Genomic DNA, 25068 nt, shown 5'->3' on the forward strand with positions numbered 1-25068 from the left:
GTGCGCCCGTTCGTCGTCTTCTTCCGGCTGTTTCCGTTTGTGATCGCGTTCCTGCGAGACCGGCGGCGATGGATCGTCGTCGGCGGGCCGCGTCGGGCGAGCGAAGCCGCGCATCGCCGCCGCGCCCAACGCCTCACCGCCACGCTCGCGGCCCTCGGGCCCGCGTTCATCAAGCTGGCCCAGGTGTTCGCCTCGCGCGCCGACATCTTGCCCGAGCCGTATCTGAGCGAAGTGGGGACGCTCACCGACAGCGTGCCGCCGCTGCCCTCGAAGGACATCGAGGCCGTCATCGTCCGCGAGCTCGGCAAACCGGTGTCCGAGTTGTTCGACCGGTTCGACGAAGAGCCGCTCGCGGCCGCATCGTTGGGGCAGGTCCACCGCGCGTCGTTAGGCGGCAGGGAAGTAGCGGTGAAGGTGCTCAGGCCGGGCGTCGAAGAAATGGTGGCCGTCGACCTCGACGCCGCGTTTCGGATTCTCTACTACCTCAACATTCTCTTCCCGAACCACCACACGCGTGCGATCACGACGATCGTGCGCGAATTCGCCAAGCGCATCGAAGAGGAAATGGATTTTCGCCAGGAAGGGCGGAACGCCGACCTCATCCGGGCCAATTTTGCGCGCGACACGCGGGTGGCGGTGCCGGAAGTGATGGGTGCGCTCACGTCCCGGCGCGTGCTCGTGCTCCAGTACATGGAGGGCACGAAGATCGACCAGCTCCAGGGCCGCATCGCCTCGGGCGACATCTCGCTCGAGACGCTCCTGCGGACGGTGGTCGAGGTCTACACCCAGATGATGCTGATCGACGGGCTCTTTCACGCCGACCCGCACCCGGGCAACCTGCTGGTCTCGCCTAACGGCACGCTCGTGCTGCTCGACTTCGGCATGGTGGTCCGCGTCGAGCGGGAGACGCGCGTGCGCCTCATCGAAACGGTGCTCGCGGCGGTGCGCAAAGATGTCGACGGCGTCATCGCCGGCTTCTACGAGCTCGGCGTGCTCGATCCGGAAGTCGATCGCGGCACCGTGCGCGATGCGGCCGGCGCGCTCATGTCGGTCGCCTTCACGCCCGACGCCCAGCCGCGACAGGTGCAGCGCATCGTGAACGAGGTGATGGCCACGTTCTATCGCTGGCCGATCATGCTGCCCAGCGAATTCGTGTACCTCGGCCGCGCCGCGGCGCTGGCGGAAGGCATCGCGCTGCGCTACGATCCCGCGTTCAACGCGGTGCAGTTTGCATCGCCGGTGATCCGCCGCATGGGCGCGACGCTGTTGGCATCGGTCGGCGCCAGCGATGCGCGCGACCGCATGCAGGATGTGCTGGGCGAGATCACCGGCATCGCGCGCGAGCTGCGGGACGTGCTGCGGCGCGCGGGCCGCGATGAGCTGCGCGTGCGCGCGCACCCGCGCGACGTGATGGAGATGCAGCTCTTCATCGCGGGACAGACGCGCCGGGTCGTGCTGTGCATGGCAACGGGCGTGCTGGCCGTCGTCGGCGCGCTGCTCTACGTGGCGGACCACAACACCTACGTTCTCGTGGCTACGTTGTTCGTGACGCTCGTCATGTTCGTGCTGTTTCTCCTCGTGCCGTGGCACCTGTTGTCGCGGCCGCTGCAAGGCTTGCGCCGGCGCCGATGACCACGTCCTCGGCGCCGCGCGAAGCGCACCGCACCCTGCTCGCCGACTTCGACGCGCGCCGGCCGGCGGCGCTCGCGCGCGCGGTGAGCATCGTGGAAAATCATCGCGCCGGGTTCGAGGATCTGTTAGGCGCGCTGCACCCGCGGTTGGGGCGGGCGCGCCGGATCGGCATCACCGGGCCGCCGGGCGCCGGCAAGAGCACCATCACCACCCGGCTCGCCGCGCGCTATCTCGCGTCCGGGCTCTCCGCCGGCATCATCGCGGTGGACCCGACGTCGCCGTTCACCGGCGGCGCGCTGCTGGGCGACCGCATCCGCATGGAAGCGGTGGCGCTTGACGAGGGCATCTTCATCCGGTCGATGGCGACGCGCGGATCGTTAGGCGGGCTCGCGGCCAGCACGCGCGAGGTGGCCGACGTGCTCGATGGCTACGGGTTCGACCGCATCCTCATCGAGACTGTGGGCGTCGGACAGAGCGAGCTCGACATCGCGCGCACCGCGGACACTACCGTCGTCGTGCTCGTGCCCGAGTCCGGCGATTCCGTCCAGGCGATGAAGGCGGGCCTCATGGAGATCGCCGACGTGTTCGTGGTCAACAAGGCCGACCGGCCGGACGCCGAGCGCTTGCGGCACGAGATCCAGATGACACTGGGTCTCCGGTTGGGCGGCACGATGCGAACCGTTCCGGCGCACCACGGCGTCGATCTCAAAAAACTGCGTAACCCGGCGCACGCCGCGCGTCAGGCCGCGCAGGACGATGCATCCGACGACTGGACGCCGCCCGTGTTAGCAACGATCGCCGACAAAGGTGAAGGCATCGACGCAGTGGCGGACGCCCTCGACCGGCACTTCGACTATCTTTCACGCAGTGGCACGTTGGATGTCCGGCGGCGGGAACGGCTGCGCGAACGGGTGGTGGAAGCGGTGGAACGCCGTCTGCGGCAGCGCCTGTGGGGAAATCCGGACATCGCCGCCTGGGTGGATGCGCAGCTGCCGGCACTCGAGGCGGGAACCCTGACACCGTTCGCGGTGGCGGATACGCTTCTGGCGCGGAACGCCGCGCGCCTAACGCAATGACCGGCGCACGGCGCCGGAGACGAGGAATCGACGCATGACCACCATCCGAGATGCGGCCGACCTGAGTCGCGACGAGCACGCCGAGCTGGAACGCCTGCGCGCGGAAGTCGCTGCGTGGCGCGCCCGGTTCGACGCCGACCGCAAGCGCGACCTGGCGTTCACCAATTCCGGCGGCGACGTCGATCCGCTCTACACCGCGCTCGACACCGCGAGCCTCGATCCCGCGGCGCTCGGCACGCCGGGCACGTATCCGTTCACACGCGGCATCCATCCGACCGGATACCGCGGCCGCCTCTGGACCATGCGCCAGTTTGCCGGGTTCGGCAGCGCGCGCGACACCAACGAACGCTACAAGTATCTGCTCGCGCACGGACAGACGGGCCTGTCGGTCGCGTTCGATTTCCCGACGCTCATGGGCTACGACTCCGACCATCCACGGTCGGAGGGCGAGGTGGGGAAGTGCGGCGTCGCCATCTCGAGCGTCGCCGACATGGAGACGTTGTTCGACGGCATTCCGTTAGACCAGGTGTCCGTCTCCATGACCATCAATGGTCCGGCGATCATTCTCTATTGCTTCCTGATCGCCGCCGCCGAGCGGCACGGGGTTCCATCGGAAAAGCTGCGGGGGACCATCCAGAACGACATCCTGAAAGAGTACATGGCCCAGCACGCGTGGATCTATCCGATCGAGCCCGCGCTGCGTCTGATCGTCGATGGATTCGAGTGGTCCGCCAAGCACGCGCCGCAATGGAACACGATCTCGATCTCGGGCTACCACATTCGCGAGGCCGGGGCGACGGCGGTCCAGGAGCTGGCCTTCACGCTCGCCGACGGATTCACCTACGTGGAGCGCGGCCTCGCGCGCGGCCTGGACATCGATGACTTTGCTCCCCGCCTCTCGTTCTTCTGGGACATCCACAACGATTTCTTCGAGGAGATTGCGAAACTGCGGGCGGCGCGGCGCATCTGGGCGCGGCACATGCGCGACCGCTACCGGGCGCGCAACCCGCGTTCGTGGATGATGCGCTTCCACTCGCAAACCGCCGGCGTCACGCTCACGGCGCAGCAGCCGATGAACAACATCGTGCGCGTCGCGTATCAGGCGTTGGCCGCCGTGCTCGGCGGTACGCAGTCGTTGCACACCAACTCGATGGATGAAACACTGGCGCTGCCCACGGAGGAGTCGGTGCAGGTGGCGCTGCGCACGCAGCAGGTCCTGGCCTACGAAACCGGCGTGCCCAACGTGATCGACCCCTTGGGCGGCTCGTACTACATCGAAAGCCTAACGGAAAGCATGGAGCGCGACGCCGAGGCGCTGTTCGAAGACATCGCGCGCGCCGGCGGCGTGGTACGCGCCCTCGAATCGGGGTGGCTGCAGCGCAAGATCGCCCAGTCCTCGGCGCGCCAGCAGTGGGAGCTCGAGCAGCACCGCAAGCTGGTCGTCGGCGTCAACGAATTCGTGACCGACGAGCCCGAGTTGACGATTCCCTTGCTCCGCATCGGCGCCGACGCCGAGGAAGATCAGCGGGCACGACTCAGAGCGCTGCGCGCGAACCGCGACGCCGCAAAGTGCACCGCCGCGCTCGCCGCGCTCCGCGATGCTGCGCGCACTTCGGCCAACCTGATCCCGCTCATCCTCGACGCCGCCCGCGCGGACGCCACGCTGTACGAGATTCGCGCCGCCATGGAAGAGGTGTTCGGCGCGTATCGGGAGCCGGTGTTCTTTTAAGGCGGACGAGGCGGACAGGGCCGGACAAAAAGCGGAGACAGCGGTAAGGCGGAAAGGGCGGACAAGGCCGGATAGAAAGCGGAGACAGCGGTAAGTCGGACGAAACCGGCGGTGTCCGTCGTCAGCCTTCTTCCATGATCTCGCCCCGGATCCGATCTCGCCTCATGCGTGGGGTCCCGCCCTTCGTTATCCGGCTTTGTCCGGCGAAGTCCGGTTCTGTCCGCCTGTCGCTTTTTTGGGGGTCCGACCCTGCACATTCCGGTTCTCGGCCCGGATCCGATCTCCCCTCCCAAGTCCCGCATTGTCCGGCGACGTCCGGTCTTGTCCGCCTGACGGTTTTCGGTCCGACCCTGCGCATTGTTCGGCGGGCAGGGCCGTCAACCGATCGCCACAGGAGGATGGACAATGCGAGCCACCCGGATTTCACGGTGGGCGGCCGTCGCCGCCTTTGTCACCGCGCCCGCGCTGCACGCGCAAGGCGCACCCCCAGCACAACCCGCTGCGGCTCCGGCAGCCGCGCCTGCAGCCGCGCAGGCAACGCAACCGCCTAACGTCTGCGGCAGCACGCCCAACTGCGTCGAGACGAACGATTTTGCGGCCGTGATCACGAACTTCCGGACGAGTGATCTGCGCGGCTACAAGATGATCGATGTCGTGATGCATTTTCAGAACAAGACGGCGAACTCTCTCGTCCTCGCCTACCTGACCAACTCCGGCACCATCATCGATGACAAGGGCAACCGCTACGTGGTGTACGGCCCGAACGGTGTGCGCGGCATCGGGCAGGTCTACGGCGGCAGCTTCGACCCGAAATTCACGCTCAATGCAGGCGGGAGCGGCGACGCGCAGTTCGAGCTGGCGTGGTATCCGGGACAGCAGATCTACGGATTCAGCTTCTCGTTCGACCTCACGATCGACGAGATCAACTCCTATCAGGGCGGCCAGCACTCGTTAGGCGGCGAGTTTCCGCTCCACTTCCAGAACCTGGCCAACGGCGTCTCGAGCGGCGGACAGCTTGCGTCCGTGGCCGGTGCGGCCGGCGCTGCCGCGGGCGGCACGGGCAGCGCGGGCGGCGCGGCCGGCCAGCCCTGCGCGGGCGGCGCGGCAGGAACGGCCACGCAGGTGGCGAATGCGACCGGGTCGCAGGCAGTCCAGGGAGCGGCGGCGCAGGGTGCGGCGACCGTCTCACAGGCAGCGACTGCGGTGCAGAACCTGACGTCGATCTTCAGCAAGAAAAAGAATCAGCCGGCCAAGCAGGCAAACCCGTGCGGTGCTGCGGGCGGCACGGTGACGCAGGCGTCGACGGGAAGCGTTGCGCCTGCGGCTGGAACCACGCCGGCGACGCCGTCCGCGAGCAAAGCGACGACGACCGCCAGTCCGGCGGCCATGAAGGCGGGTGGCGTTCGTCCCGGCACGACGCCGACCGTTACACCGCCCAAGGCGACGACCACGCCGGCAACGACGACCACGCCGGTCAAGCCGACGCCGAGGACTGGCACCAAGAAGACGGTCACGCCGGACACGACGAAGCACCCGTAGCACTCGACGTTTCGATGACGCGCAACGCCGCGGGCTCGCCAAGAGTCCGCGGCGTGTGTGCATCAGGCGATTGCGGAACGCCTTGGCGCTCTCATGGGACGTCGATAGAATTACGCAGCCGTGTATCGCGGCGCTTTCCTCGTTTTTCCGTCCCAACGGACGCTACTTTTCGCACATGCGACCCATTCGGGTGCTCATAGCCAAGCCCGGTCTCGATGGCCACGACCGCGGCGCCAAAGTCGTTGCGGCGGCGCTTCGCGATTCGGGCATGGAAGTGATCTATACTGGTCTCCATCAGACGCCGGAAATGATCGCCAACGCGGCGGTGCAGGAGGATGTGGATGTGGTCGGATTGTCGATCTTGAGCGGCGCGCACATGACGCTCTTTCCGCGCGTGCGAGAGCTGCTCCGTAAGGCAGGACGCGACGACATTCTGATCACCGGCGGCGGGATCATTCCGAAAGAAGACATCGACGCGCTGCGCGAGCAGGGCGTCGGGCAGCTCTTCGGACCGGGAACGCCGACGACGGCGCTGGTGGATTACATCAAGGCGTGGTTCGCCGAGCGCGAGCAGCAGGAAGCGTGACCGCGACGCCACGACTGCGCGAGTTGTCGACCGACTTGCGCGCGCTCGAAGAGCGTCTTCGGTTAGGCGGCGGCGCCGACAAGATCGAGCGCCAGCACCGGCAGGGCAAGCTCACCGCCCGCGAGCGCATCGCGCTGCTGTGCGACCCCGGCGCGCGGTTTCTCGAGGTGGGACTGCTCGTCGCCTACGACCAATACGACGGCCAGGCGCCGGGCGCCGGCGTCGTGACCGGCGTCGGCATCGTCGAGGGGCGCGAAGTGGTGGTCGTCGCCAACGACGCGACGGTGAAAGCCGGGTCGTGGTGGCCCGAAACGATCCGCAAGATGCTTCGCGCCCAGGAAATCGCGATGCGCTGCCGCATCCCGATCATCTACCTGGTCGACTCCGCCGGCGTGAATCTGCCGTATCAGGGCGGCGTGTTCCCCGGGCAATACGGCGCGAGCCGGATCTTCTACTACAACTCGGTCATGCGGCGCTACCTGCGAATTCCGCAGCTCGCCGCAGTAATGGGACCCTGCATCGCGGGCGGCGCCTACCTGCCGGCGCTCTCCGACGTGATCCTGATGGTGGAAGGCACGTCGTTCATGGGGTTGGGTGGTCCGAATCTGGTCAAGGGCGCCACCGGACAGGTGGTGGACGGCGAGTCGTTAGGCGGCGCCCACACCCACACCGAGATTTCCGGCGTGGCGCACTACGTCGTCAAGAACGACGAGCGCTGCGTCGAGAAGTTGCGCGCGCTCGTGTCGCGCCTTCCCCGGCCCGTTAGGCGGGGGGTGCAGGATGGGGCGCCGCCCGCGACGGCCCCCGATGCGCTGTACGACCTGCTGCCGCAGGACCACCGCATGTCGTACGAGATGCACGAGGTGCTGCGCGCGATCGTCGACCGCGGCGAGCTGGACGAATTCCAGAGCGGCCGCGCCAAGGAAATGATCTGCGGCGACGCCGCCATCGACGGCATGCCGGTGGGCGTCATCGCCAACCATCGCGGGCTGATCAAAGGACGCCAGGGCGAGCGCCCGCGCTTCGGCGGCATCATCTACACCGAAAGTGCGGAGAAGGTGGCCTACTTCATCGACCGCTGCGACCGCGAGCGCATGCCGCTGCTGTTCGTGCAGGACGTCTCGGGTTTCATGGTCGGTCCCGAGGCCGAGCACGGCGGCATCATCCGCGCGGGCGCGCAATTCGTCGAGGCGATGGCGACGGCCACGGTGCCCAAGCTCGTTCTCACGATCAATCATGCATCCGGCGCGGGATACTACGCGATGGCAGGGCAGGGGTTCGACCCGGATTTCATCTTCACGTGGCCCACTGGGCGGATGGGTGTGATGGAAGGCGAATCGGCAGTGCAGGCCGTGCACGGGCCAGCGCTCGACGTGGCGCGCCGCGCAAACAAACAACCCGATCCCGACCTGGCCGCGGCGGTCGATGCGATGCGGGCGGACTACGATCACCAGCTGGATGCGCGTTATGCCGCGGCTCGCGGATACGTGGACGCAGTGATCTATCCCGAAGAGACGCGCGACGTTCTGGCAATGGCGCTGCGCAGTTCCCTCAACAATCCCGGGCCGCACCTCGGCGCGTTCGTGCTGCCGCCGCATCTCGGAGAACACGCATGACACGCGTCGTGCGCGTTGCGAGCGGCCAGGGATTCTGGGGCGACTGGTTGGAGGCGCCTCGCCGCCAGGCCGATGGCGGACCGATCGACTACCTCATGCTCGACTATCTGGCCGAGGTGACGATGTCGATCCTGCAGAAGCAGAAGGAGCGGGATCCATCGTTAGGCTACGCGCGCGATTTCATCGGCGCCATGGAGAGCGTATTCGCCGCCGTCGCCCAACGGGGCGTGCGCGTGGTCGCGAACGCCGGCGGCGTGAACCCGGTGGCCTGCGCCGCCGCGGTCCGCGAGGCGGCGCGACGCGCCGGCGTGTCGGAGCAGATCCGCATCGGCATCGTCACCGGCGACGACTTGCTGCCTCGCATCGACGCACTGCTGGCCGAGGGCCACGCGCTCGCCAACATGGAGACAGGCGAACCGCTCTCGACCATCCGCGACCGCGTGCTGTCGGCGAACGCCTACCTTGGCGCACCGCCGATCGTCGACGCGCTGGGGCGCGGCGCCAACGTCGTCGTCACCGGGCGGTCGACCGACACGGCGCTCACCATGGCGCCCCTCCTTTACGAGTTCGGCTGGCGTCTCGATGACTGGGACAAGCTCGCTGCGGGCATCGTCGCCGGACACATCGTCGAGTGCGGCGCGCAGTGCTCGGGCGGCAACTGCCTGTACGACTGGCGCACGATTCCCGACCTCGCGAACATCGGCTACCCGATCGTCGAGGGGCACGAGGACGGCAGCTTCGTGATCTACAAGCATCCGAACACCGGCGGCCGCATCGATGTGCACAGCGTCAGCGAGCAGCTGGTGTACGAGATGGGCGATCCGCACTCGTACATCACGCCCGACGTCATCGCCGACTTCACGACGATCCATCTCGAGCGCGCGGGGGCGGATCGCGTGCGCGTGTTCGGCATCCGCGGCCGGCCGCCCACCGACAAGCTCAAGGTATCGATCGCCTATCGCGCCGGGTTCAAGGCGTTAGGCACCCTCGTGTACGCGTGGCCCGACGCGCTCGAGAAGGCGCGCCTTTCCGACCGCGTGCTGCGCGAGCGTCTCGACCGGCTCGGCCTGGCGTTCGACGCGGTGCACACCGAATTCCTCGGCGCGTCGGCGACGCACGGCGCGCTGGCCGGACCCGCGGGCGACGTGCCCGAGGTCCAGCTGCGCATCGGCGTGCGCGGGCCCGACCGGAAGGCGGTCGAACGGTTCACCCGCGAAATCGCTCCGTTAGTCCTGAACGGACCGCCCAGCGTCACCGGGTTTGCCGGCGGCCGGCCGAAAACCGAAGAGGTGGTGGCGTACTGGCCGGCCCTCGTCGACAAGCGCGTCGTGACGCCGGCGGTCACCATGGATGAGCCATGAAGATTCGGCTGTTGGACATCGCGCACGCGCGCTCGGGCGACAAGGGCGACACCGCCAACGTCGGCGTGATCGCGCTCGAGCCCCGGTGGTACCCGCTGCTCGAGCGGGAGCTGACGCGCGACCGGGTGGCGCGGCATTTCGCCGGCGCCATCACGGGCGGCGTCGAGCGGTACGCGCTGCCGAATCTGGGCGCGCTCAACTTTCTGCTGCACGGTGCGTTAGGCGGCGGCGGCACGTTGTCGCTCAAGACCGATGCGCAGGGCAAGGTGTTTTCGACCGCGCTGCTCCGCCTCGAGCTCGACGTTCCCGACGCCGAGGCGCGCCGGCTCGGCCTGCCGGGCGCCGGCGGGTGAACCGGATCCGCGTCGCAGCGGCCGACGGCGTGGGACGCATCACGCTGGCGCGCCCCGAGAAGAAGAACGCGCTCGACCGCGCGGCGGCCGACGAGCTGGTGGACGCGCTCAGACGCTGCGGCGCCGACCCGGCAGTGCGCGTCGTGCTCCTCGCCGCCGACGGACCGGACTTCTGCGCCGGCGCGGACCTCGCCGCGCTGGCCGCGCTCGTCGACGCCGGCGCCGCCGCGCAGCACGAGGACGCGATGGCGTTAGGCAACGCGTTCATCGCCATGCGCGAGATGCCCAAACCCGTCGTCGCCGCGGTCCGCGGGCGGGCGCTGGCCGGCGGCGCGGGCCTGGCAAGCGCCTGCGACATCGTGCTCGCCGACGAGGACGCGCGGTTCGGCTATCCCGAAGTCCGGGTCGGCTTCGTGCCGGCGATGGTGATGACGATGCTGCGCCGGACGGTGGGCGAGAAGCAGGCGTTCGACCTCGTCGCGACCGGGCGCGTGCTCTCGGCCCGCGAGGCGCTCGATGCGGGCCTCGTCTCGCGGGTGGTCGCGGCGGGCACGCTCGATGCCGCCGCCAACGATGTGGTCCGCGGGCTCGCGGCGTCGCCGCCTGGCGCGGTCGCGTTCACCAAGCGGCTGTTCTACGACCTGGACGGCGTCGGCTTCCGCTCCGGCATTGCGTTAGGCGCGCGCGTCAACGTGGACGCCCGCGCGACGGCCGAGTTCCGCGACGGCGTCCGCCGCTTTCTCGACGCCAGAGCGAAGGGCAGGGAGGGACGCACCCCATGAAGCGCATCGACCTGCTCAAACTCGTGATGCTGTTCGTCGCGCTCGCGATCTGGGCGTACGGCGCACACTCGGGCCGGCGGAGCCTGATGATCGTCGGCATCGCCTTCCTGGTCGTCGCGCTGCTGCTGCGCTTCGTGCCGAAGATCGGAGGACGCTCCTAGCAGTCATCTCACAGGCGATGTTGGCGGTTCTTCGGGACGCGAGGCCGGGGCGAGGCGCACTTCGCTCATGAGGGCGAAGGGATGGCCCTCCGAGTCGCGGTACTCGCCTAACCAGAGGTCGTGATCGCTCATCCGTGCGATCATCGCCGGCGGAGTGATCGTCTCGACGCCGCGCTCGGCCAGCGCCCGAGCGGCCGCCTGGATGTCCGCAACCCGATAGTACAACAGCCCGGCGCCCACCGGCTCCGCGTTCGGCTCGGCCACGCCCAACATGAGGCGCACGCCGCCGCAGTCGAAGAACGCCATGCGCTGCGGCACCTCGAACAGGAAGCGCATGCCGAGCGTGTCACGGTAGAAGGCCGTCGCACGCGGGAGATCGGTGACCGGAATGAGCACCTGGCCGATCTGGGAGAGCGAAAGCATGGGGGTCGTCGCCGGCATGGGGCCTCCGCGGCACGTGGGACGGTGCGCACCCGCGCGCAGGCGCCCGGGTGGCGTCTGGCGCGTCAGTTAGTTAGTATTGCTAAACACTATGGCCCCTCCGCCCCGTTCGCGCAAGAGCCCCGATCCCGACGTCGTCGCCGACCGGCTCCACTCCGCCGCCATTCACATCCTGCGCCGCGTCCGCCGCGAGGACACCGGCATGGGCCTGAGCGCGCCGCGCGCATCGGCACTCTCCGTCGTCGTCTTCGGCGGACCCATCACCCTCGGCGCCCTTGCCGCCACCGAGCAGGTGCGGCCGCCGACCATGACACACCTCGTCCGCGCGCTCGAAGCCCTGGGCCTCGTCACGCGCGTCGCTGATCCCGAAGACGGCCGCATCGTCCGCATTGCCGCTACCCGCAGAGGCACGAGGCTCCTCGCCGCCGGACGAGCACGCCGGGTGAGAGTCCTGTCGCGCCAGCTGCGCACGCTCTCGAAACGCGACCTCGCCACCCTGGCCCGTGCGGCGGAGCTCCTCGATGGACTCTCCCACGACTGACGTCGTCGCCGGAAACCGCCGGCCGTCCAGGCAACGAAAAATCCGGGAAACGATCTCGAATTAGGCGGGTACTGGCACTGGCCAGCCCGTTCGCGGATTCATACCAACGACCTGAAGCAGACCGCGGTCGGGCATGTTGTCCGGTTCGGTTGTTGCTGAACGAAGGCCTCACAGGGAGGAGTAGACATGGCCCAGGAGAAGCGCCGCCGCACGCGTGCGACTCCCGCCGACATCACGCCGGCGGAAGCCGATCGCGACATCCTCGATCAGTACTTCGCCGAAGTGAGCCGGTACTCTCTGCTCCACGTCGACGAGGAGCAGGCGCTCGCCCGTCGGATACGCCGCGGCGATGAAATGGCGCTCGACGAGCTGGTACGTCGGAATCTCCGTTTCGTCGTCTCGGTGGCCAAGAAGTATCAGAACCGCGGGCTGCCCCTCATCGACCTGATCGGCGAGGGTAACGTCGGCCTCATGACGGCGGCCCGGAAGTTCGATCCAGACCAGGGCGTGAAGTTCATCTCCTATGCGGTGTGGTGGATCCGCCAAGCCATCCTTGCGTCGCTCGCGCGCCAGGGACGCACTGTGCGCGTGCCGCTCAACCGCACGGCCGACCTGTCGCGCGTAATCAAGGCGGCTGGCGTGCTGCGCGATCGCTTGCGTCGCGAGCCGACGCCTGACGAGATCGCGCAGATCACGGATATCCCGACAGAGATCGTCAGCGCGCTCACCGCGCTCAACGCAGCCGATGTGCGGCTCGACGCTGCGGTAGGCAAGGACAGCGACCGCGCGCTCATCGAGCGCTTTGCCGCCGACGAGATGCCCGACCTCGAGCAGGAAGTGCTCGACCGGTTCCGCCGCGCCGAGCTCGCGCGAGCGCTGTCCACGCTGCCCGCCCGCGACGCCAAGATCCTCGAGTTGTATTTCGGTCTGCAGGGCGATCGCGAGCACACGCTCGACGAAATCGGCAAGATGCTGGGTGTGACCCGCGAGCGCGTGCGACAGCTGCGCGACCGAGCGTTGCGCCGTCTGCGGCACGGATCCGTCGGCGCCGCATTGCGGGATCTTTCCGCGGCGTAGTCCGGCGCTCGTGGGCAGCGGCGGGGTGCGACGGCCGCTGCTCAATCGGTTAGTTTCCTTCGCATGCCTCCACAGCGCGTTCCCGAGCTGCTCTCGCCGGCCGGCTCGCTCGACGCCGTGCGCGCGGCGTTGGCCAACGGAGCCGACGCGGTCTATCTGGGCGCCGAGCGGTTCAACGCGCGCGACGAGGGAGCGCAGCTCACGCCGGACGATCTCGCCGAGGCGTGCCGGCTCGCGCGCTCGCGCGGACGACGCATCTATCTCACGCTCAACACGCTGGTCAAACCGTCGGAGCTGGCGGACGCGCTGACATTGTTAGGCGAGTGCCTCGACCGCGGCATCCACGCCGCGATCGTCCAGGACCTGGGGCTCGTCCGCCTGGCGCAGCAGGTCTATCCGGGCGTCGAGCTCCACGGCTCGACGCAACTCACGGTGCACGATCCGGACGGCGCCGCCTTTCTGTCTGCGTTAGGCATCGAGCGCGTGGTGCTCGCCCGCGAGAACACCCTCGACGATATCGACGTCATCCACAGGGCGGTCCCCGGCCTGCTGCTCGAGTCGTTCGTCCATGGCGCGCTCTGCATCTCGTACTCGGGCCAATGTCTCATGTCGGGCATGATCTCCGAGCGGAGCGCGAACCGCGGGTCGTGCGCCCAGTCGTGCCGGAAGGACTATGTGCTCACCGACGCGGCGAGCGGCGAGACGCTCGACAGCGGTTTTCTCATCTCGGCCAAGGACCTGGCGGCGCACGAACACCTGGACGCGATTGCGCGCGCCGGCATCCACACACTCAAGATCGAGGGTCGGAAGAAGCGGCCCGAGTACGTGGCGACGGTCACGCAGAGCTATCGCACGTCGCTCGACCGGCTGTCCCGCGGCGAGCCGTTTCTGCCCGACGGCGACGAGCGTCGCGACCTGGTGCAGATCTTCAGCCGCGGCTTCACCGGCGGCATGTACGGCGGCCGCGCGGGCCGCGAGTACGTGACGCGCGATCAGCCGGACAACCGAGGGGTGGAGCTCGGCGTCGTGGTGGGTCACGACCGCGCGGCGCACCTCGTGGAGGTGACGGCGCCGCTGGCCGCGGGCGACGGCATCGTGCTCCTTCCGCCTAACGGAAGCATCGGAGCGCCGAACGGTGCCGCCGCCACCGATGTGCGAACGCTCGCCCAACGCGACGGCATCGTCAGACAGGCGGTCACCGCGCCGCTGCGCGGCCGGGCGCCCGTTGGGTGGCGCGTCTTCCGGACGTCGCACAACGCGCTGCTGGCGCGCGCACGCGAGAGCTTCGCCGGCGTGGCGTCCGGCACAGGCGGCGGGCGCGTCCGCCTCGACGTCCGCGCCGCCGGCAGCGCAGGCGCGCCGCTCGAGCTGACGTTCGGCGCGGGCTCGGACCACATCGCGGTGCGCGGCGAGGCGCCGCTCGCCCCGGCGCGGGCGCACGCCCTCGATGAGGCGCAGCTCCGCCAGCAGCTGGGCCGGTTAGGCGAGACGCCGTTCGCCCTCGGCGCCGTCGACACCACCGCGCTCGAGCCGGGATTGTTCCTCCCCGTGCGGGAGCTCAACACGATGCGCCAGCGCGCCGTGGCCGAGCTCGCCCGCATGCGCGCCGCGGCGCACGAGCACCGCGTGATCGCGCGGCGCGCCGCCATTCAAGCCGCGGTCGCGCACGTACCCGTGTACGATGCCGGCCCAGCGCGCGGCGTCGCCATATATGTGCTGGCTGCCGACGTCCACACGCCGGACGATGCGCGCGCCGCCGCCGACGCCGGCGCCACCGAAATTACCTTCGACCCGTTCCTCCGCCACCCGGTGCCGCCGCGGGCGCGCATCGTCGCGTTAGGCGAAGAGCTCGCCGCGCGCGGCATCGCCTTCCGCCTGCGCACGCCGACCATCGTGCGGCCCGAGGAACGCCGCGACGTCGACCGATGGCTCGACCTCGGCCTCCCCCTCCTGTCCGGACACGCCGGACTCGTCGCATCGCTCGGCGCCCGTGGACGGGACGTCGTCGCCGATTACGCCGTCAACTGCTTCAACCAGCACAGTGCAGCGGTGCTGTTCGATCACGGCGCGCGCCGCATCACGCTCTCCGTCGAGCTCACCGTGGGCGAGATCGCCGAGCTGGTGGCGCCGTGGTCCGGCCGCGGATTCGACGCCGTCGTGTACGGCCGGCCGGAGGGCATGACCATCGAGCACTGTGTGCTCTCGGCCGCGTTCAACCGGGAACCGACGACGTGCCGCGACCTGTGCGTGCAGAAGCATCCACGCGTCGAGCTCACCGACCCGGCCGGCTACACATTCCCCGTGGCCACCGACTCCGCCTGCCGCAACCGCTTGTTGCACTCGCGTCCCATCGAAGCCTCCGAGTTTCTGCCCCAGCTCTGGAGCCTGGGACTCCGCGGGTACCGCATGGTGTTCAACATGCCTGGCGATCCGGTGGCGGAGCTCGTGGCGCGCACCCGCGCCGCGCTCGATGCGCTGCACGGCCACGAGCCGGCTGCGTTAGGCGATATCCGCGCGCTGGTCGGCACACGGTTCACGCGCGGCCATTTCGTGCGCGCCGTGTAATCGATGCGCCCCGCATTCCTTCGATGACGCCGCTCCCCGCGCGCGGCGCGATGCTCCCGGCGTGAGCGACTCCTTTTCGCCCGACCAGGCCCGCGCCGCGCTTCGCCAACACTTCGGCTTCCCCGACTTCCGACCGGGGCAGGAGCGCGCCGTCGCCGCCGTCGCCGCCAAGCGCGACACACTCGTCGTCCTGCCCACCGGCGGCGGCAAGTCGCTCTGCTATCAGGTGCCCGCGCTGCTCCTCCCGGGCGTCACCCTCGTCGTCTCGCCGCTCATCTCGCTCATGAAGGACCAGGTGGACGCGCTCGAAGCGCGGGGGCTGCCGGCGGCGTTCATCAACTCGACGCTCACCTCGAGCGAGGTGTCCGACCGCCTCGCGCGCGCCGAGCGCGGCAAGCTCAAGATGCTCTACGTGGCGCCGGAGCGGTTCGATTTCGGCAGCGCCGCCGAGCGGCTCAAGTCCATCGGCGTCTCGCTGCTCGCCGTGGATGAAGCCCACTGCATCAGCGAATGGGGGCACGACTTCCGGCCCAGCTACCTGCGGGTGGGCCAGGTGCGCGAACGGTTAGGCAATCCGCCCACCATCGCGCTGACGGCAACCGCCACCCCGGAAGTGCGGCGCGACATCGTTCGGCAGTTGGGCCTCGAGAAACCCGAAGTCGTCATCACCGGTTTCGACCGGCGTAATCTACGGTATCACGTCATCCGCACGCGCACCGATCGCGACAAGGATGAGTCGCTCATCCGCGGGCTGCGCGAGCACGAGGGACAAGCGGTCGTGTATGCGTCCACACGCCGCGCGGTCGAGCGAGTCACGTTGATGCTCCGCCGTGCGCGCATCAGCGCGATCGCCTACCACGCCGGTCTCGACGACGATCACCGCCACGATGTGCAGGAAGCGTTCATGCGCGAGGATGCGCGCGCGATCGTCGCCACCAACGCGTTCGGGATGGGAATCGATAAGCCGAACGTCAGGCTGGTGGTGCACTATGCGATGCCCGGGACGCTCGAGGCGTACTACCAGGAGGCAGGCCGCGCCGGCCGCGATGGGCTCACGTCCGACTGCGTGCTCCTGCATGCATTCCAGGACCGTTTCACCCACGAGTACTTCATCAAGAGCGCGTATCCCGAGCGAGCACTGGTGGAGCGCGTGTACGCCGTCCTGCAGCGCGCCGCCGATCGGCACGGACTCGCTCCGCTCACGCCGGCTGCGATCGCCGTGCGCTCCGACGGCGGCGTCAAAGAGCGCGAAGCCGAGTCGGCCCTCCGCCTGCTCACACAAGCCAAGGCGATCGCATCGGAGCAGGCGTCCACCTCGAGCCTCTGGGTGCGGCTGCTGGCGACGCCGGCGCGGATCCGCGCGGAGTTAGGCGAGAGCGACGCCGCGGCGCGCGGCCTCTTGCGCGAACTCTGGCGCGGCGCGGGGAAGCGCTTCTACGATGGCATTCCCGTGTCGCCCGACATGCTGCCGCCCGGCTTCGGCGGCGCCGGCGGCGTGCGCATGCTGCTCGATGACCTCCAGGACCGCCAGTTCGTCGTGTGGCACGGCACCGGCGGCGGCATTCGCCTAACGGAGCCCGCCGCCGCGCTCACGCGCTTTCGCATCGACTGGGAAATCCTCGACCGCCGGCGCCGCGCCGAGCTGTCCAAGCTCGACGCGATGCAGATGTACGCCTACACGAAGAGGTGCCGGCGCGCATTCGTGCTCCGCTACTTCGGCGATCCGGCGGCGCGCTCGTCCTGCGATGGATGCGACATCTGCCTCGGCACGCATACGGCGGACCGCGCAGTGGCCGATGCGCCGGCCGTCCGACGGTCGCGCCGGTCCGACGCAACGAAGCCGGCGACCAAGGCGGCGACTCGACCGAACGCGACTGCCCCGCAGAAACCGGCGCCGGCGCCGCGCCCCACCGCGCGCCACGCCGACCGCGCGTCCACCGGCTCGGACGCCGCCGACCTGCCCGACCTCGGGCCGGTCGAGATCGCACTCATTGGCGCGCTCCGACATCTGCGCACCGAGCTCGCCCGCCAGGAGCGCATCCCGTCGTATTGTGTTTTCCCCGACCGCACGCTGGTCGAGATGGCCATCCGGCGTCCCGATTCCTTCGATGCCCTCGCTAATGTTCATGGCGTCGGGCCGGCCAAGCTCGATCGCTACGGCGAGCGATTCCTCGCCGTCATCCGGCTGTCCGCCGAACCTGCACCTGCATCCACATCTCGTTCATGAGCGATCTTCCGTACTTCACCGAACAGCACACGGCCGTCCGCGACATGGTGCGCGAATTCGCCACCACCGAAGTCGCGCCGATCGCGGCCAAAGTCGACGCCGACGCCAAGTTCCCCTGGCACACCGTCAAGAAGATGGGCGAGCTCGGCTTGTTGGGCGTGCCGTGGCCGGAATCGTTGGGCGGTGCCGGCATGGACTACATCAGCTACATCATCGCCATCCACGAGATGGCCAAGGTCGATGCCTCGCACGCCATCACGATTTCCGCGCACACCACGTTAGGCACGTCGCCGATCGTCAATTTCGGCACGCCCGCCCAACGCGAACGCTTCGTGCCGTTCCTCGCCCGCGGACAGGTGCTCGGCGGCTTCGGCCTCACGGAAGAAGCCGCGGGCAGCGACGCCGGCGGCACGCGCACGCGCGCCGAGCGCCGCGGCAGCCACTACGTCCTCAACGGGTCCAAGCGATTCATCACCCACGGCGGCGTGGGCGAAATCTTCGTCGCCACCGCCGTCACCGATCCGTCCGCCGGCCGTCACGGCATCTCGTCGTTCATCCTCACCAAAGAGACGTGCGACCTCGAGGACGCGCGCGCGGCCGGATTTGGCCACGAGCCCTCGCTGCCCAACATGCGCGGCTTCACCGCCGGCAAGAAAGAAGACAAGCTCGGCTGGCGCGCCTCCGACACGCGCGAGCTGCTGTTCGAGGATGTCGAAGTGCCGGTCGAGAACCGCCTCGGCGACGAAGGAAAGGGGTTCGTCAATTTCATGCGGACGCTCGACTCCGGGCGCATCGGCATCGGCGCGCTTTCGTTAGGCATCGCCGAGGGCGCCTTCGAACAGGCGCTGCAGTACGCATCGGTGCGCAAGCAGTTCGGCCAGACGATCTCGTCCTTCCAGGGCGTGCAGTTCCAGTTGTCCGACATGGCTACCGAAATCGAGGCGGGCCGCCACCTCGTCTATCACGCCGCATGGCTCGCGATGCACGGACAGCCCTACGGCAAGGAAGCCGCGATGGCCAAACTGTTCTGCTCCGAGCTGGCCATGCGCGCCACGATCAAGGCCGTCCAGATCCACGGCGGATACGGCTACACCAAGGATTATCCGGTGGAGCGCATGATGCGCGACGCGAAAATCTGCGAGATCGGGGAGGGGACGTCCGAGATCCAGCGCATCGTGATCGCACGGCATCTGCTCAAGACGCTCGAGGATTAAAGGCGGACAAGACGGGACCTAGCCGGACACTGCCGGACCATCGCCCAGTCCACGACGCTTGGGGACGGCTCATTGCTAACACAGGCCGTCGACGCCTATACTTCTCACACCAGCAACGCCGGTCGAGTTTGCATCGTCAAGTGCGATGCGGCGCGCCGCCGGCGCGAATGGCAGTCACGCGCTCAGGCGCGCACACTCAGCAGCCAACAACGAGTTTTTCCATGCGCGTACCCGGTCGAAGCGACCCAAGACCGACGGTGCGCGTGAGGTATCAGGGAGCGCGGAGGGCAACGCCAAGCGTTGTCGCCGCCGCTCCGCGCGAACCGCAGCCCATGCCCACGATTGACCGCACACCGGCCGGACAGATCCTCGCGCTACTCGTCTTCGCACTCGCCGTTCTGGCGATTGCGATGAAACGATGCGGCGACGAGGCTGGCTCGGTGTGGACGGTCGGCCGCCGAACGAGACGTCAGAGCGCGGCCCGGGCCTTTGGCCCAATCGCAACGCCCACGGGGCCGGTGCGCGATCACTCCACCCAGAGACGCAGCCTCCCACCGCATGCCGGGTCGCCATCCGGCGGAGGGGCCGCGCCCATGCATGAAGCGAGAGATTCTCATCAATGCGAGTCCGCGAGAGACTCGCGTGGCCATCCTGGAGGATGAGCAGTTCGTCGAATTGATGATCGACCGCCCCGACAACCGCCGCATGGTCGGGGACATCTATCTGGGCAAAGTGGAAGCTGTGCTGCCCGGCATTCAGGCGGCGTTCGTCGACATCGGAACGGAGAAGCAGGCGTTCTTGCACGCGAGCGACCTGGTCTTCCCCGAATCTGAGGCGGACGGGGAGGACGACGCGGAGGACGAGTCATCCGAGGACGACGAGGACGGCCAGAGCAACGGCCGCCGCAAGCGCGTCAAAGCGCCGCCGATCCAGGACCTGCTCAAGCGCGGGCAGGATGTCATCGTCCAGGTGTCCAAGGAACCCATCTCCACCAAGGGACCGCGCGTCACGGCGCAGGTTTCGTTAGCCGGGCGCTTCCTGGTCTACATGCCGTTCGCCTCACGCGTCGGCGTGAGCCGGAAAATCGGCGACCGTGCCGAGCGCCAGCGTCTGCGCGAACAGATGCAGGCGGTGCTGCCCAAGGATTCCGGCGGCGTGATCGTGCGCACGGTAGGCGAGGACGTCACTCAGGAGACGTTCCGCCGCGAGTACAACACGCTCTCGGCGCAGTGGAAGAAGATCCAGCGCAAGACGCGGTTTCTGCGCGCGCCGGCGCCGGTACATCGCGAGACGAGCCTCACCCGCGGCCTAACGCGCGATCTGTTCAGCACCAAGGTCGACTCGCTGGTCGTGGACAGCAAGCAGGTGTACAACGAGATCGTCGAATATCTGAAGGGCATCGCGCCCGAGCTGATCGACCGTGTGAAGCTGTACGATGACCCCGTGCCGATCTTCGACAAGGCCGAGCTCGAGCCGGAGATCCGGGACCTGTTCAAGCGGCGATGTGATTTGCCGTCGGGCGGCTATCTGATCATCGAGCAGACGGAAGCGCTGGTGTCGGTGGACGTGAACTCCGGCCGCTACACCGGCAAGCGCGATCCCGAGAAGACCATTCTCAAGACCAACACCGAGGCTGCACGCGAACTGGCGCGGCAGCTCCGCCTGCGCGACATCGGCGGCATCATCGTGTGCGACTTCATCGACATGGAGACCAAGGCCAATCGCGACAAGGTGCTGCAGGAGCTGCGCAACCACCTTGCGCGCGACCGCGCGCGGACGAAGGCGTTCGCGGTGTCGGAGTTAGGCTTGATCGAGATGACGCGGCAGCGCGTGCGGGCGAGCCATTATCAGAACATGACCGAGGCGTGTCCGACGTGCGGCGGCACGGGGCGCGTGTTCACGCCCGAGAGCACGGTGCGGCGCATGGAGCGCTCGATCAAGCGCATCGCGGTCGACGGGAAGAAGGACCACCTGTTGGTCAAGGTGCATCCGGACGTGGCGCTGTACGTGCTGGAGCACGAGCACGACCTGGCGAAGAAGCTCGAGAAGGGCGCGGGCTTCCAACTCGAGCTGCGCGACGATCCGCTGCTCAAGCCCGATGAGTTCAAGCTCGTCGTGAAGGGCGCCGAGCGGGATGTCACGCAGCAATATGCCGTGGCGTGACCCGCGCTCGCCGTTAGGCGGCGCGGGCCGCAGATGCTCAGCTTTTCGGGCTCGGCCGGCTCGACGGCGGGACCATCCCGCGCATGCGCATGTACGTCACGAGGTTGCCGTAATGCTCGTTGTCGTGCGTCGCGTTGAGCATCAAGGCATAGAAGCGCGAATGCGCTTCGCCGAACAACTTCGTCGAGCCCGCCACCTGATCGTCCGACTGCGCATAGGCCCGCGCGCAGTATTCGTTGGACGCCTTGAGCGCCGCCAGAATGTCCGCCTTGGTGGTCTTGCTCTTCTCCACGTCGTCCTCGCTGCCGCCCGGCTCGCCTAACGCAGCGGCGCACATGAGGTGCTGCGAGCCGGCGATGTGCGCGATGATCTGACCGAACGTGCGCACCTCGGGCGTCGGGCGGAACGCATAGTCGGAGTCCGACATGTCTTCCGCCGACTGCGTGACGTACGCCGACACGTCGGACCAGATCGCACGCGCATCGGTCACCGAACCGCTGGCAACCCGCGGCCGGGACGTGAAGGGCAGTGACGCGACGGCAACCAACGCGGCGGCAAGGCTGATGCGATGCATGTGGCGAGCTCCGTCGTAGTGGTAGTGAAAATCGACTGCTTGACGATATGCGGTCCGGGCGCGGCACGCAAACGCCGCTTGGCCGCGGTCAGTCCAGCCGCAACGCCACCAACGGGTCGACGCGCGTGGCGCGCCGCGCCGGCACGACGCACGCCACGAGCGCCACCCCCAGCATGAACACCCCAACCGCCGTGAACGTGAGCGGGTCGGTGGGCCGCACGCCGAACAGCAGCGAGCGCACCACGCGCGTGACCGCGAGCGCACCAGCCAGCCCGACCACGAGGCCGATGCCGGCGAGCAGCATTCCCTGGCGCAGCACCAGCGTTAGAACGCCGCCCTCGGTCGCGCCGAGCGCCATACGAATGCCGATTTCGCGGCGGCGCTCCGTGACCGCGTACGCCAGCACGCCGTACGTTCCCACCGCTGCCAGCGCGAGCGCCACGACGGCGAAGATCACCAGCAGCAGGGCAATGAACCGCGGCCGCGCGAGCGCTTTCGCAAACACCTCATCCATGGTGCGGAGACCGACAATCGGAAGCGATGGATCGATCGCACCCACGATGCGCCGAATCGCCGGCGCGAGCGCTTTGGGCGTGAGCGTCGAACGCACCACCACGTTCATGTACCGCGGTGCGTAGCCCAGGTACTTCGGCGCCTGGTCGTATAGCAGGTAGAGCTCCGTTCCCGTCTTTGCGTCCATGCCGCCCTGTTTCACGTCCTTGGCGACGCCGACGATCGTATACCATTGCGTCGTGTCCACCATGCCGCTCGGTTGGATGCGGTGCCCAACGGCGCTCTGTCCGGGGAAAAAGAGTCGCGCGAGGGTCTGATTCACCACGGCCACCGGCGGCGACGTCGCGCCGTCCATGGGACCGAACGCACGACCCTCGATCATCGGGATGCGCATGGTCGCGATGTAGTTGGCCGTGACCCAGTTGTAGTAGTCGACATTCTGCGGCGGGATGCCGGGCTTGGCGACGTAGCCCTCGAACCGCGTGTCGTTCGCGTTCACTTGGCGCAGGGGCGGCAGGCCGGACATCGCGGCCGCACTCTGGACGCCAGACACCTGCTGCAACTGATCGGTGACCTGATGGAAGAAGGCGACGCGGCGCATGCTGTCGGCGTACGTCGCGCCCGGCAGGACGAGGCCGAACGTCGACAATCGCGACCGATCGAAGCCGGAATCGACTTGCGTCAGGTTCTCGAAGCTGCGCAGCAGGAGGCCGGCGCCGACGAGCAGCGTGACCGCGAGCGCCATCTCGGCCACGACCAGGGCGCGCCTCACGCGAGACGCGCCGGCGTGCGCGGTGGTCCGGCTTCCCGCTTCGCGCAGCGAGAGGCTCATGTTGGCGGTGCTCAGGCGGAGCAGCGGCGTCAGGCCGAACACGATGCCGGTGCCTAACGCAAGAACGAGCGTGTAGAGCAGCACCCGCCCATCGAGGCCCACCGTGGTGGCGCGCGGAATGCCGGCGTCGTTCGACAGCACGAGCGCGTGCAGCCCCCACCGCGCCACGAGCAGTCCCACCGCCGCTCCGGCCAGCGACAGCACGAGGCTCTCGGCCAGGAACTGGCGCACCAGCCGGCCGCGGCCCGCGCCTAACGCCGCCCGCAGCACCAGCTCCTTGTGGCGCGTCTCGGCGCGCATGAGGAGCAGGTTCGCGAGATTGGCGCACGCGATGAGCAGCACCAGGAACACGGCCGCCTGCAGCACCCACAGCGCGCGTCCCGCACTGCCCACGATGTCGGTCAGGAGATCATCGTAGCGCAGCCGGTGGTTCTCGGCGTCGGGTGTGTGGACCCTGTTCTGCGTCGGATCCGCCGAACCGCCGTCGGTCTGTCGCCATTGCTGGAGCAGCGGCTCGAGTTGGACGCGCGCGGTGGCGAGCGAGATGCCGGGCTTGAGGCGACCGACGAGATTCAGGTAGTGGCTGCCGCGATAGTCGGCGAGCTTGGCCGGGTCGAGCGTCAGCGGGAGCCAGAGGCGCACGCCTTGATCGTGGATGTCGAAGTGCGGCGGCATGACGCCCACCACCTGCGTCTCGACGCCGTCGACCTGGATCTTCCGGCCGATGATCGCGCGGTCGCCGCCGAAGCTCGACCGCCACAGCTCGTCGGACAGCAGCGCCACCGGCGCTGCGTTAGGCAACGTCTCGTCGGCCGAGAACCAGCGTCCTGCTTCGGGCGTCACGCCGAGCGTCGATAGCAGGCTCGCCGAGATGATCGCCGAGGGCACGCGCGCCGGACCGGTCTCGCTGCCCACGTTGACCGAGGTGGCGTAATAGGCCCCGACGTCGGAGAACGACCGGTTCCGCTCGCGGAATTCAATGAATTCGGCCGCGTCCACCGGGAATTGATCGAAGCCCAGCCGCGGGAACTGGCTGGTGACGAGGACGAGCTGCTCGGGATGCGGATAGGGCAGGGGCCGCAGGATGACGCCATTGACAACGCTGAAGATCGCCGTGTTGGCACCGATGCCTAACGCAAGAGTGATGATGGCGACCGCGGCGAACCCAGGGGACCGGAGCAGCGAGCGCGCGGCGTATCGGAGCTCGCGCCGTAGCTGCTCGAATCCGCCGCCCCACATGTCGCGCGTTACTTCCTTCACGATGCCGACGTTGCCGAATTCCTTGCGTGCGGCGGCGGCCGCCGCTTCGGGCGATTCGCCGCGCGCGACCCGTTCGCGCGTCGCCATGTCGAGATGCGACTGAATCTCGACGTCGAGATCATCGTTGCGGGCATCGCGATCTTCGGAGCTCATCGCGCCTCCTCGGGAGGCGGCGCCGCGAACAGCTCGGCGACCGCCAGGGAGAATTGTTCCCACTTCGAGCGTTCGATGGCCAGTTGCTTCCGCCCCGCCACGGTGAGCCGATAGACACGCACGCGCTGGTTGTTCTCGGACACCTCCCACTCCGCCTGGATCCAGGCCTGGCGCTCGAGGCGGTGCAGGGCAGGATAGAGCGACCCGGTGTCCACCTGCAGCACGCCATGCGACATGCTGCGGATCACCTGAAGCAGTCCATAGCCGTGGCGCGGTCCCCAGCGCAGGCTCTGGAGGATGATGAGATCGAGCGTGCCCTGGAGCAGCTCGATGCGGGTGAGGGGTGCTTTCCGTTTGGACACGACGGGCGGGCCAGGGTGTAGACAGCCTACGGCCAGGGTGTAAGGTGCCTACACCCTCGCGGCCCGTCAATGGTTCTGTCCGTCAGGGTCCCGTTAAGCCATCGGCTCGTCGGGAATTTCCGGGAAACGTGGCCAGAAAAAATCGAACGAATGAGGGAAGGAAGATGGATCCTGGGGCTGGAGGGCAGAGTGCTACGCTCATGAAGACGCGGACGTGGTAATGGGTCCGATCCACTACCGCGGACGTGGTACCGGTTCAGTTTGGGGCGCCGTTCCATCATGGCTTGCATCTACGTTCACGAAGACGCGGA

Annotated in this window: 20 protein-coding genes; 16 read left to right on the forward strand and 4 right to left on the reverse strand. The window is 68.2% G+C overall.

Annotation, left to right across the window (positions count from 1 at the left end; all coding sequences use genetic code 11):
* The 10 genes from VFW04_15000 (at position 1) to VFW04_15045 (ending at position 10835) form a co-directional block, all read left to right on the forward strand.
* A complete protein-coding gene (locus VFW04_15000; protein HEX5180642.1) occupies positions 1–1632 on the forward strand; it encodes an AarF/UbiB family protein in 1632 nt (543 codons plus the stop codon).
* Positions 1629–2708 (forward strand): methylmalonyl Co-A mutase-associated GTPase MeaB, encoded by a 1080-nt coding sequence (gene meaB / locus VFW04_15005; protein ID HEX5180643.1) that lies wholly within the window; start codon positions 1629–1631, stop codon positions 2706–2708. Before VFW04_15000 ends, meaB begins: the two co-directional genes overlap by 4 nt.
* Before the next feature lie 34 nt (positions 2709–2742).
* Positions 2743–4437 carry a methylmalonyl-CoA mutase family protein gene (locus VFW04_15010; GenBank protein ID HEX5180644.1) on the forward strand — a complete coding sequence of 565 codons (1695 nt, stop codon included), beginning with the start codon at positions 2743–2745 and terminating at the stop codon, positions 4435–4437.
* A 405-nt stretch (positions 4438–4842) separates the two neighbouring features.
* Positions 4843–5976 carry a hypothetical protein gene (locus VFW04_15015; protein ID HEX5180645.1) on the forward strand — a complete coding sequence of 378 codons (1134 nt, stop codon included), beginning with the start codon at positions 4843–4845 and terminating at the stop codon, positions 5974–5976.
* A 175-nt stretch (positions 5977–6151) separates the two neighbouring features.
* Positions 6152–6562, forward strand: a complete 411-nt coding sequence (locus tag VFW04_15020) for a cobalamin B12-binding domain-containing protein (GenBank protein HEX5180646.1) — start codon at positions 6152–6154, stop codon at positions 6560–6562.
* Complete coding sequence (locus tag VFW04_15025) at positions 6559–8178, forward strand: acyl-CoA carboxylase subunit beta (protein HEX5180647.1); 1620 nt, start codon at positions 6559–6561, stop codon at positions 8176–8178. The genes VFW04_15020 and VFW04_15025 overlap by 4 nt, the downstream gene beginning before the upstream one ends.
* Positions 8175–9539, forward strand: a complete 1365-nt coding sequence (locus VFW04_15030; GenBank protein HEX5180648.1) for an acyclic terpene utilization AtuA family protein — start codon at positions 8175–8177, stop codon at positions 9537–9539. The genes VFW04_15025 and VFW04_15030 overlap by 4 nt, the downstream gene beginning before the upstream one ends.
* Positions 9536–9892 carry a hypothetical protein gene (locus VFW04_15035; GenBank protein HEX5180649.1) on the forward strand — a complete coding sequence of 119 codons (357 nt, stop codon included), beginning with the start codon at positions 9536–9538 and terminating at the stop codon, positions 9890–9892. The genes VFW04_15030 and VFW04_15035 overlap by 4 nt, the downstream gene beginning before the upstream one ends.
* Positions 9889–10674 carry an enoyl-CoA hydratase/isomerase family protein gene (locus VFW04_15040; protein HEX5180650.1) on the forward strand — a complete coding sequence of 262 codons (786 nt, stop codon included), beginning with the start codon at positions 9889–9891 and terminating at the stop codon, positions 10672–10674. Before VFW04_15035 ends, VFW04_15040 begins: the two co-directional genes overlap by 4 nt.
* Positions 10671–10835 carry a hypothetical protein gene (locus VFW04_15045; GenBank protein HEX5180651.1) on the forward strand — a complete coding sequence of 55 codons (165 nt, stop codon included), beginning with the start codon at positions 10671–10673 and terminating at the stop codon, positions 10833–10835. The genes VFW04_15040 and VFW04_15045 overlap by 4 nt, the downstream gene beginning before the upstream one ends.
* Positions 10836–10838: 3 nt before the next feature.
* On the opposite strand, the gene VFW04_15050 is transcribed toward VFW04_15045, so the two are convergent.
* Positions 10839–11276, reverse strand: coding sequence for a VOC family protein (locus VFW04_15050; GenBank protein ID HEX5180652.1), 438 nt, complete (start codon positions 11274–11276; stop codon positions 10839–10841).
* Between the two features lie 91 nt (positions 11277–11367).
* Here VFW04_15050 and VFW04_15055 point away from each other — a divergent pair, with 91 nt between their 5' ends.
* From VFW04_15055 to VFW04_15080, 6 genes are all read left to right on the forward strand, one after another.
* On the forward strand, positions 11368–11817 hold the full coding sequence (locus VFW04_15055; protein HEX5180653.1) for a MarR family transcriptional regulator: 450 nt from the start codon (positions 11368–11370) through the stop codon (positions 11815–11817).
* A gap of 186 nt (positions 11818–12003) precedes the next feature.
* The gene (locus VFW04_15060) at positions 12004–12894 is read left to right on the forward strand and encodes an RNA polymerase sigma factor RpoD/SigA (protein HEX5180654.1); all 891 of its coding nucleotides are present in this window, start codon (positions 12004–12006) and stop codon (positions 12892–12894) included.
* A 63-nt stretch (positions 12895–12957) separates the two neighbouring features.
* Complete coding sequence (locus VFW04_15065) at positions 12958–15459, forward strand: U32 family peptidase (GenBank protein HEX5180655.1); 2502 nt, start codon at positions 12958–12960, stop codon at positions 15457–15459.
* A 61-nt stretch (positions 15460–15520) separates the two neighbouring features.
* Positions 15521–17686 (forward strand): RecQ family ATP-dependent DNA helicase, encoded by a 2166-nt coding sequence (locus tag VFW04_15070; protein HEX5180656.1) that lies wholly within the window; start codon positions 15521–15523, stop codon positions 17684–17686.
* Positions 17683–18900 carry an acyl-CoA dehydrogenase gene (locus VFW04_15075; GenBank protein HEX5180657.1) on the forward strand — a complete coding sequence of 406 codons (1218 nt, stop codon included), beginning with the start codon at positions 17683–17685 and terminating at the stop codon, positions 18898–18900. The genes VFW04_15070 and VFW04_15075 overlap by 4 nt, the downstream gene beginning before the upstream one ends.
* A 597-nt stretch (positions 18901–19497) precedes the next feature.
* Positions 19498–21063 (forward strand): Rne/Rng family ribonuclease, encoded by a 1566-nt coding sequence (locus VFW04_15080; protein ID HEX5180658.1) that lies wholly within the window; start codon positions 19498–19500, stop codon positions 21061–21063.
* A gap of 37 nt (positions 21064–21100) precedes the next feature.
* Here VFW04_15080 and VFW04_15085 read toward each other — a convergent pair whose 3' ends face one another.
* The 3 genes from VFW04_15085 to VFW04_15095 form a co-directional block, all read right to left on the reverse strand.
* On the reverse strand, positions 21101–21637 hold the full coding sequence (locus VFW04_15085) for a DinB family protein (GenBank protein HEX5180659.1): 537 nt from the start codon (positions 21635–21637) through the stop codon (positions 21101–21103).
* Between the two features lie 88 nt (positions 21638–21725).
* Positions 21726–24395, reverse strand: a complete 2670-nt coding sequence (locus VFW04_15090) for an ABC transporter permease (GenBank protein HEX5180660.1) — start codon at positions 24393–24395, stop codon at positions 21726–21728.
* Entirely contained in the window at positions 24392–24757 is a 366-nt protein-coding gene (locus tag VFW04_15095; GenBank protein HEX5180661.1) for a PadR family transcriptional regulator, read from the reverse strand. Before VFW04_15095 ends, VFW04_15090 begins: the two co-directional genes overlap by 4 nt.
* Positions 24758–25068: the final 311 nt, after the last annotated feature.

Source organism: Gemmatimonadaceae bacterium (assembly GCA_036273715.1).
In the GTDB taxonomy this organism is placed as follows: domain Bacteria; phylum Gemmatimonadota; class Gemmatimonadetes; order Gemmatimonadales; family Gemmatimonadaceae; genus JADGGM01.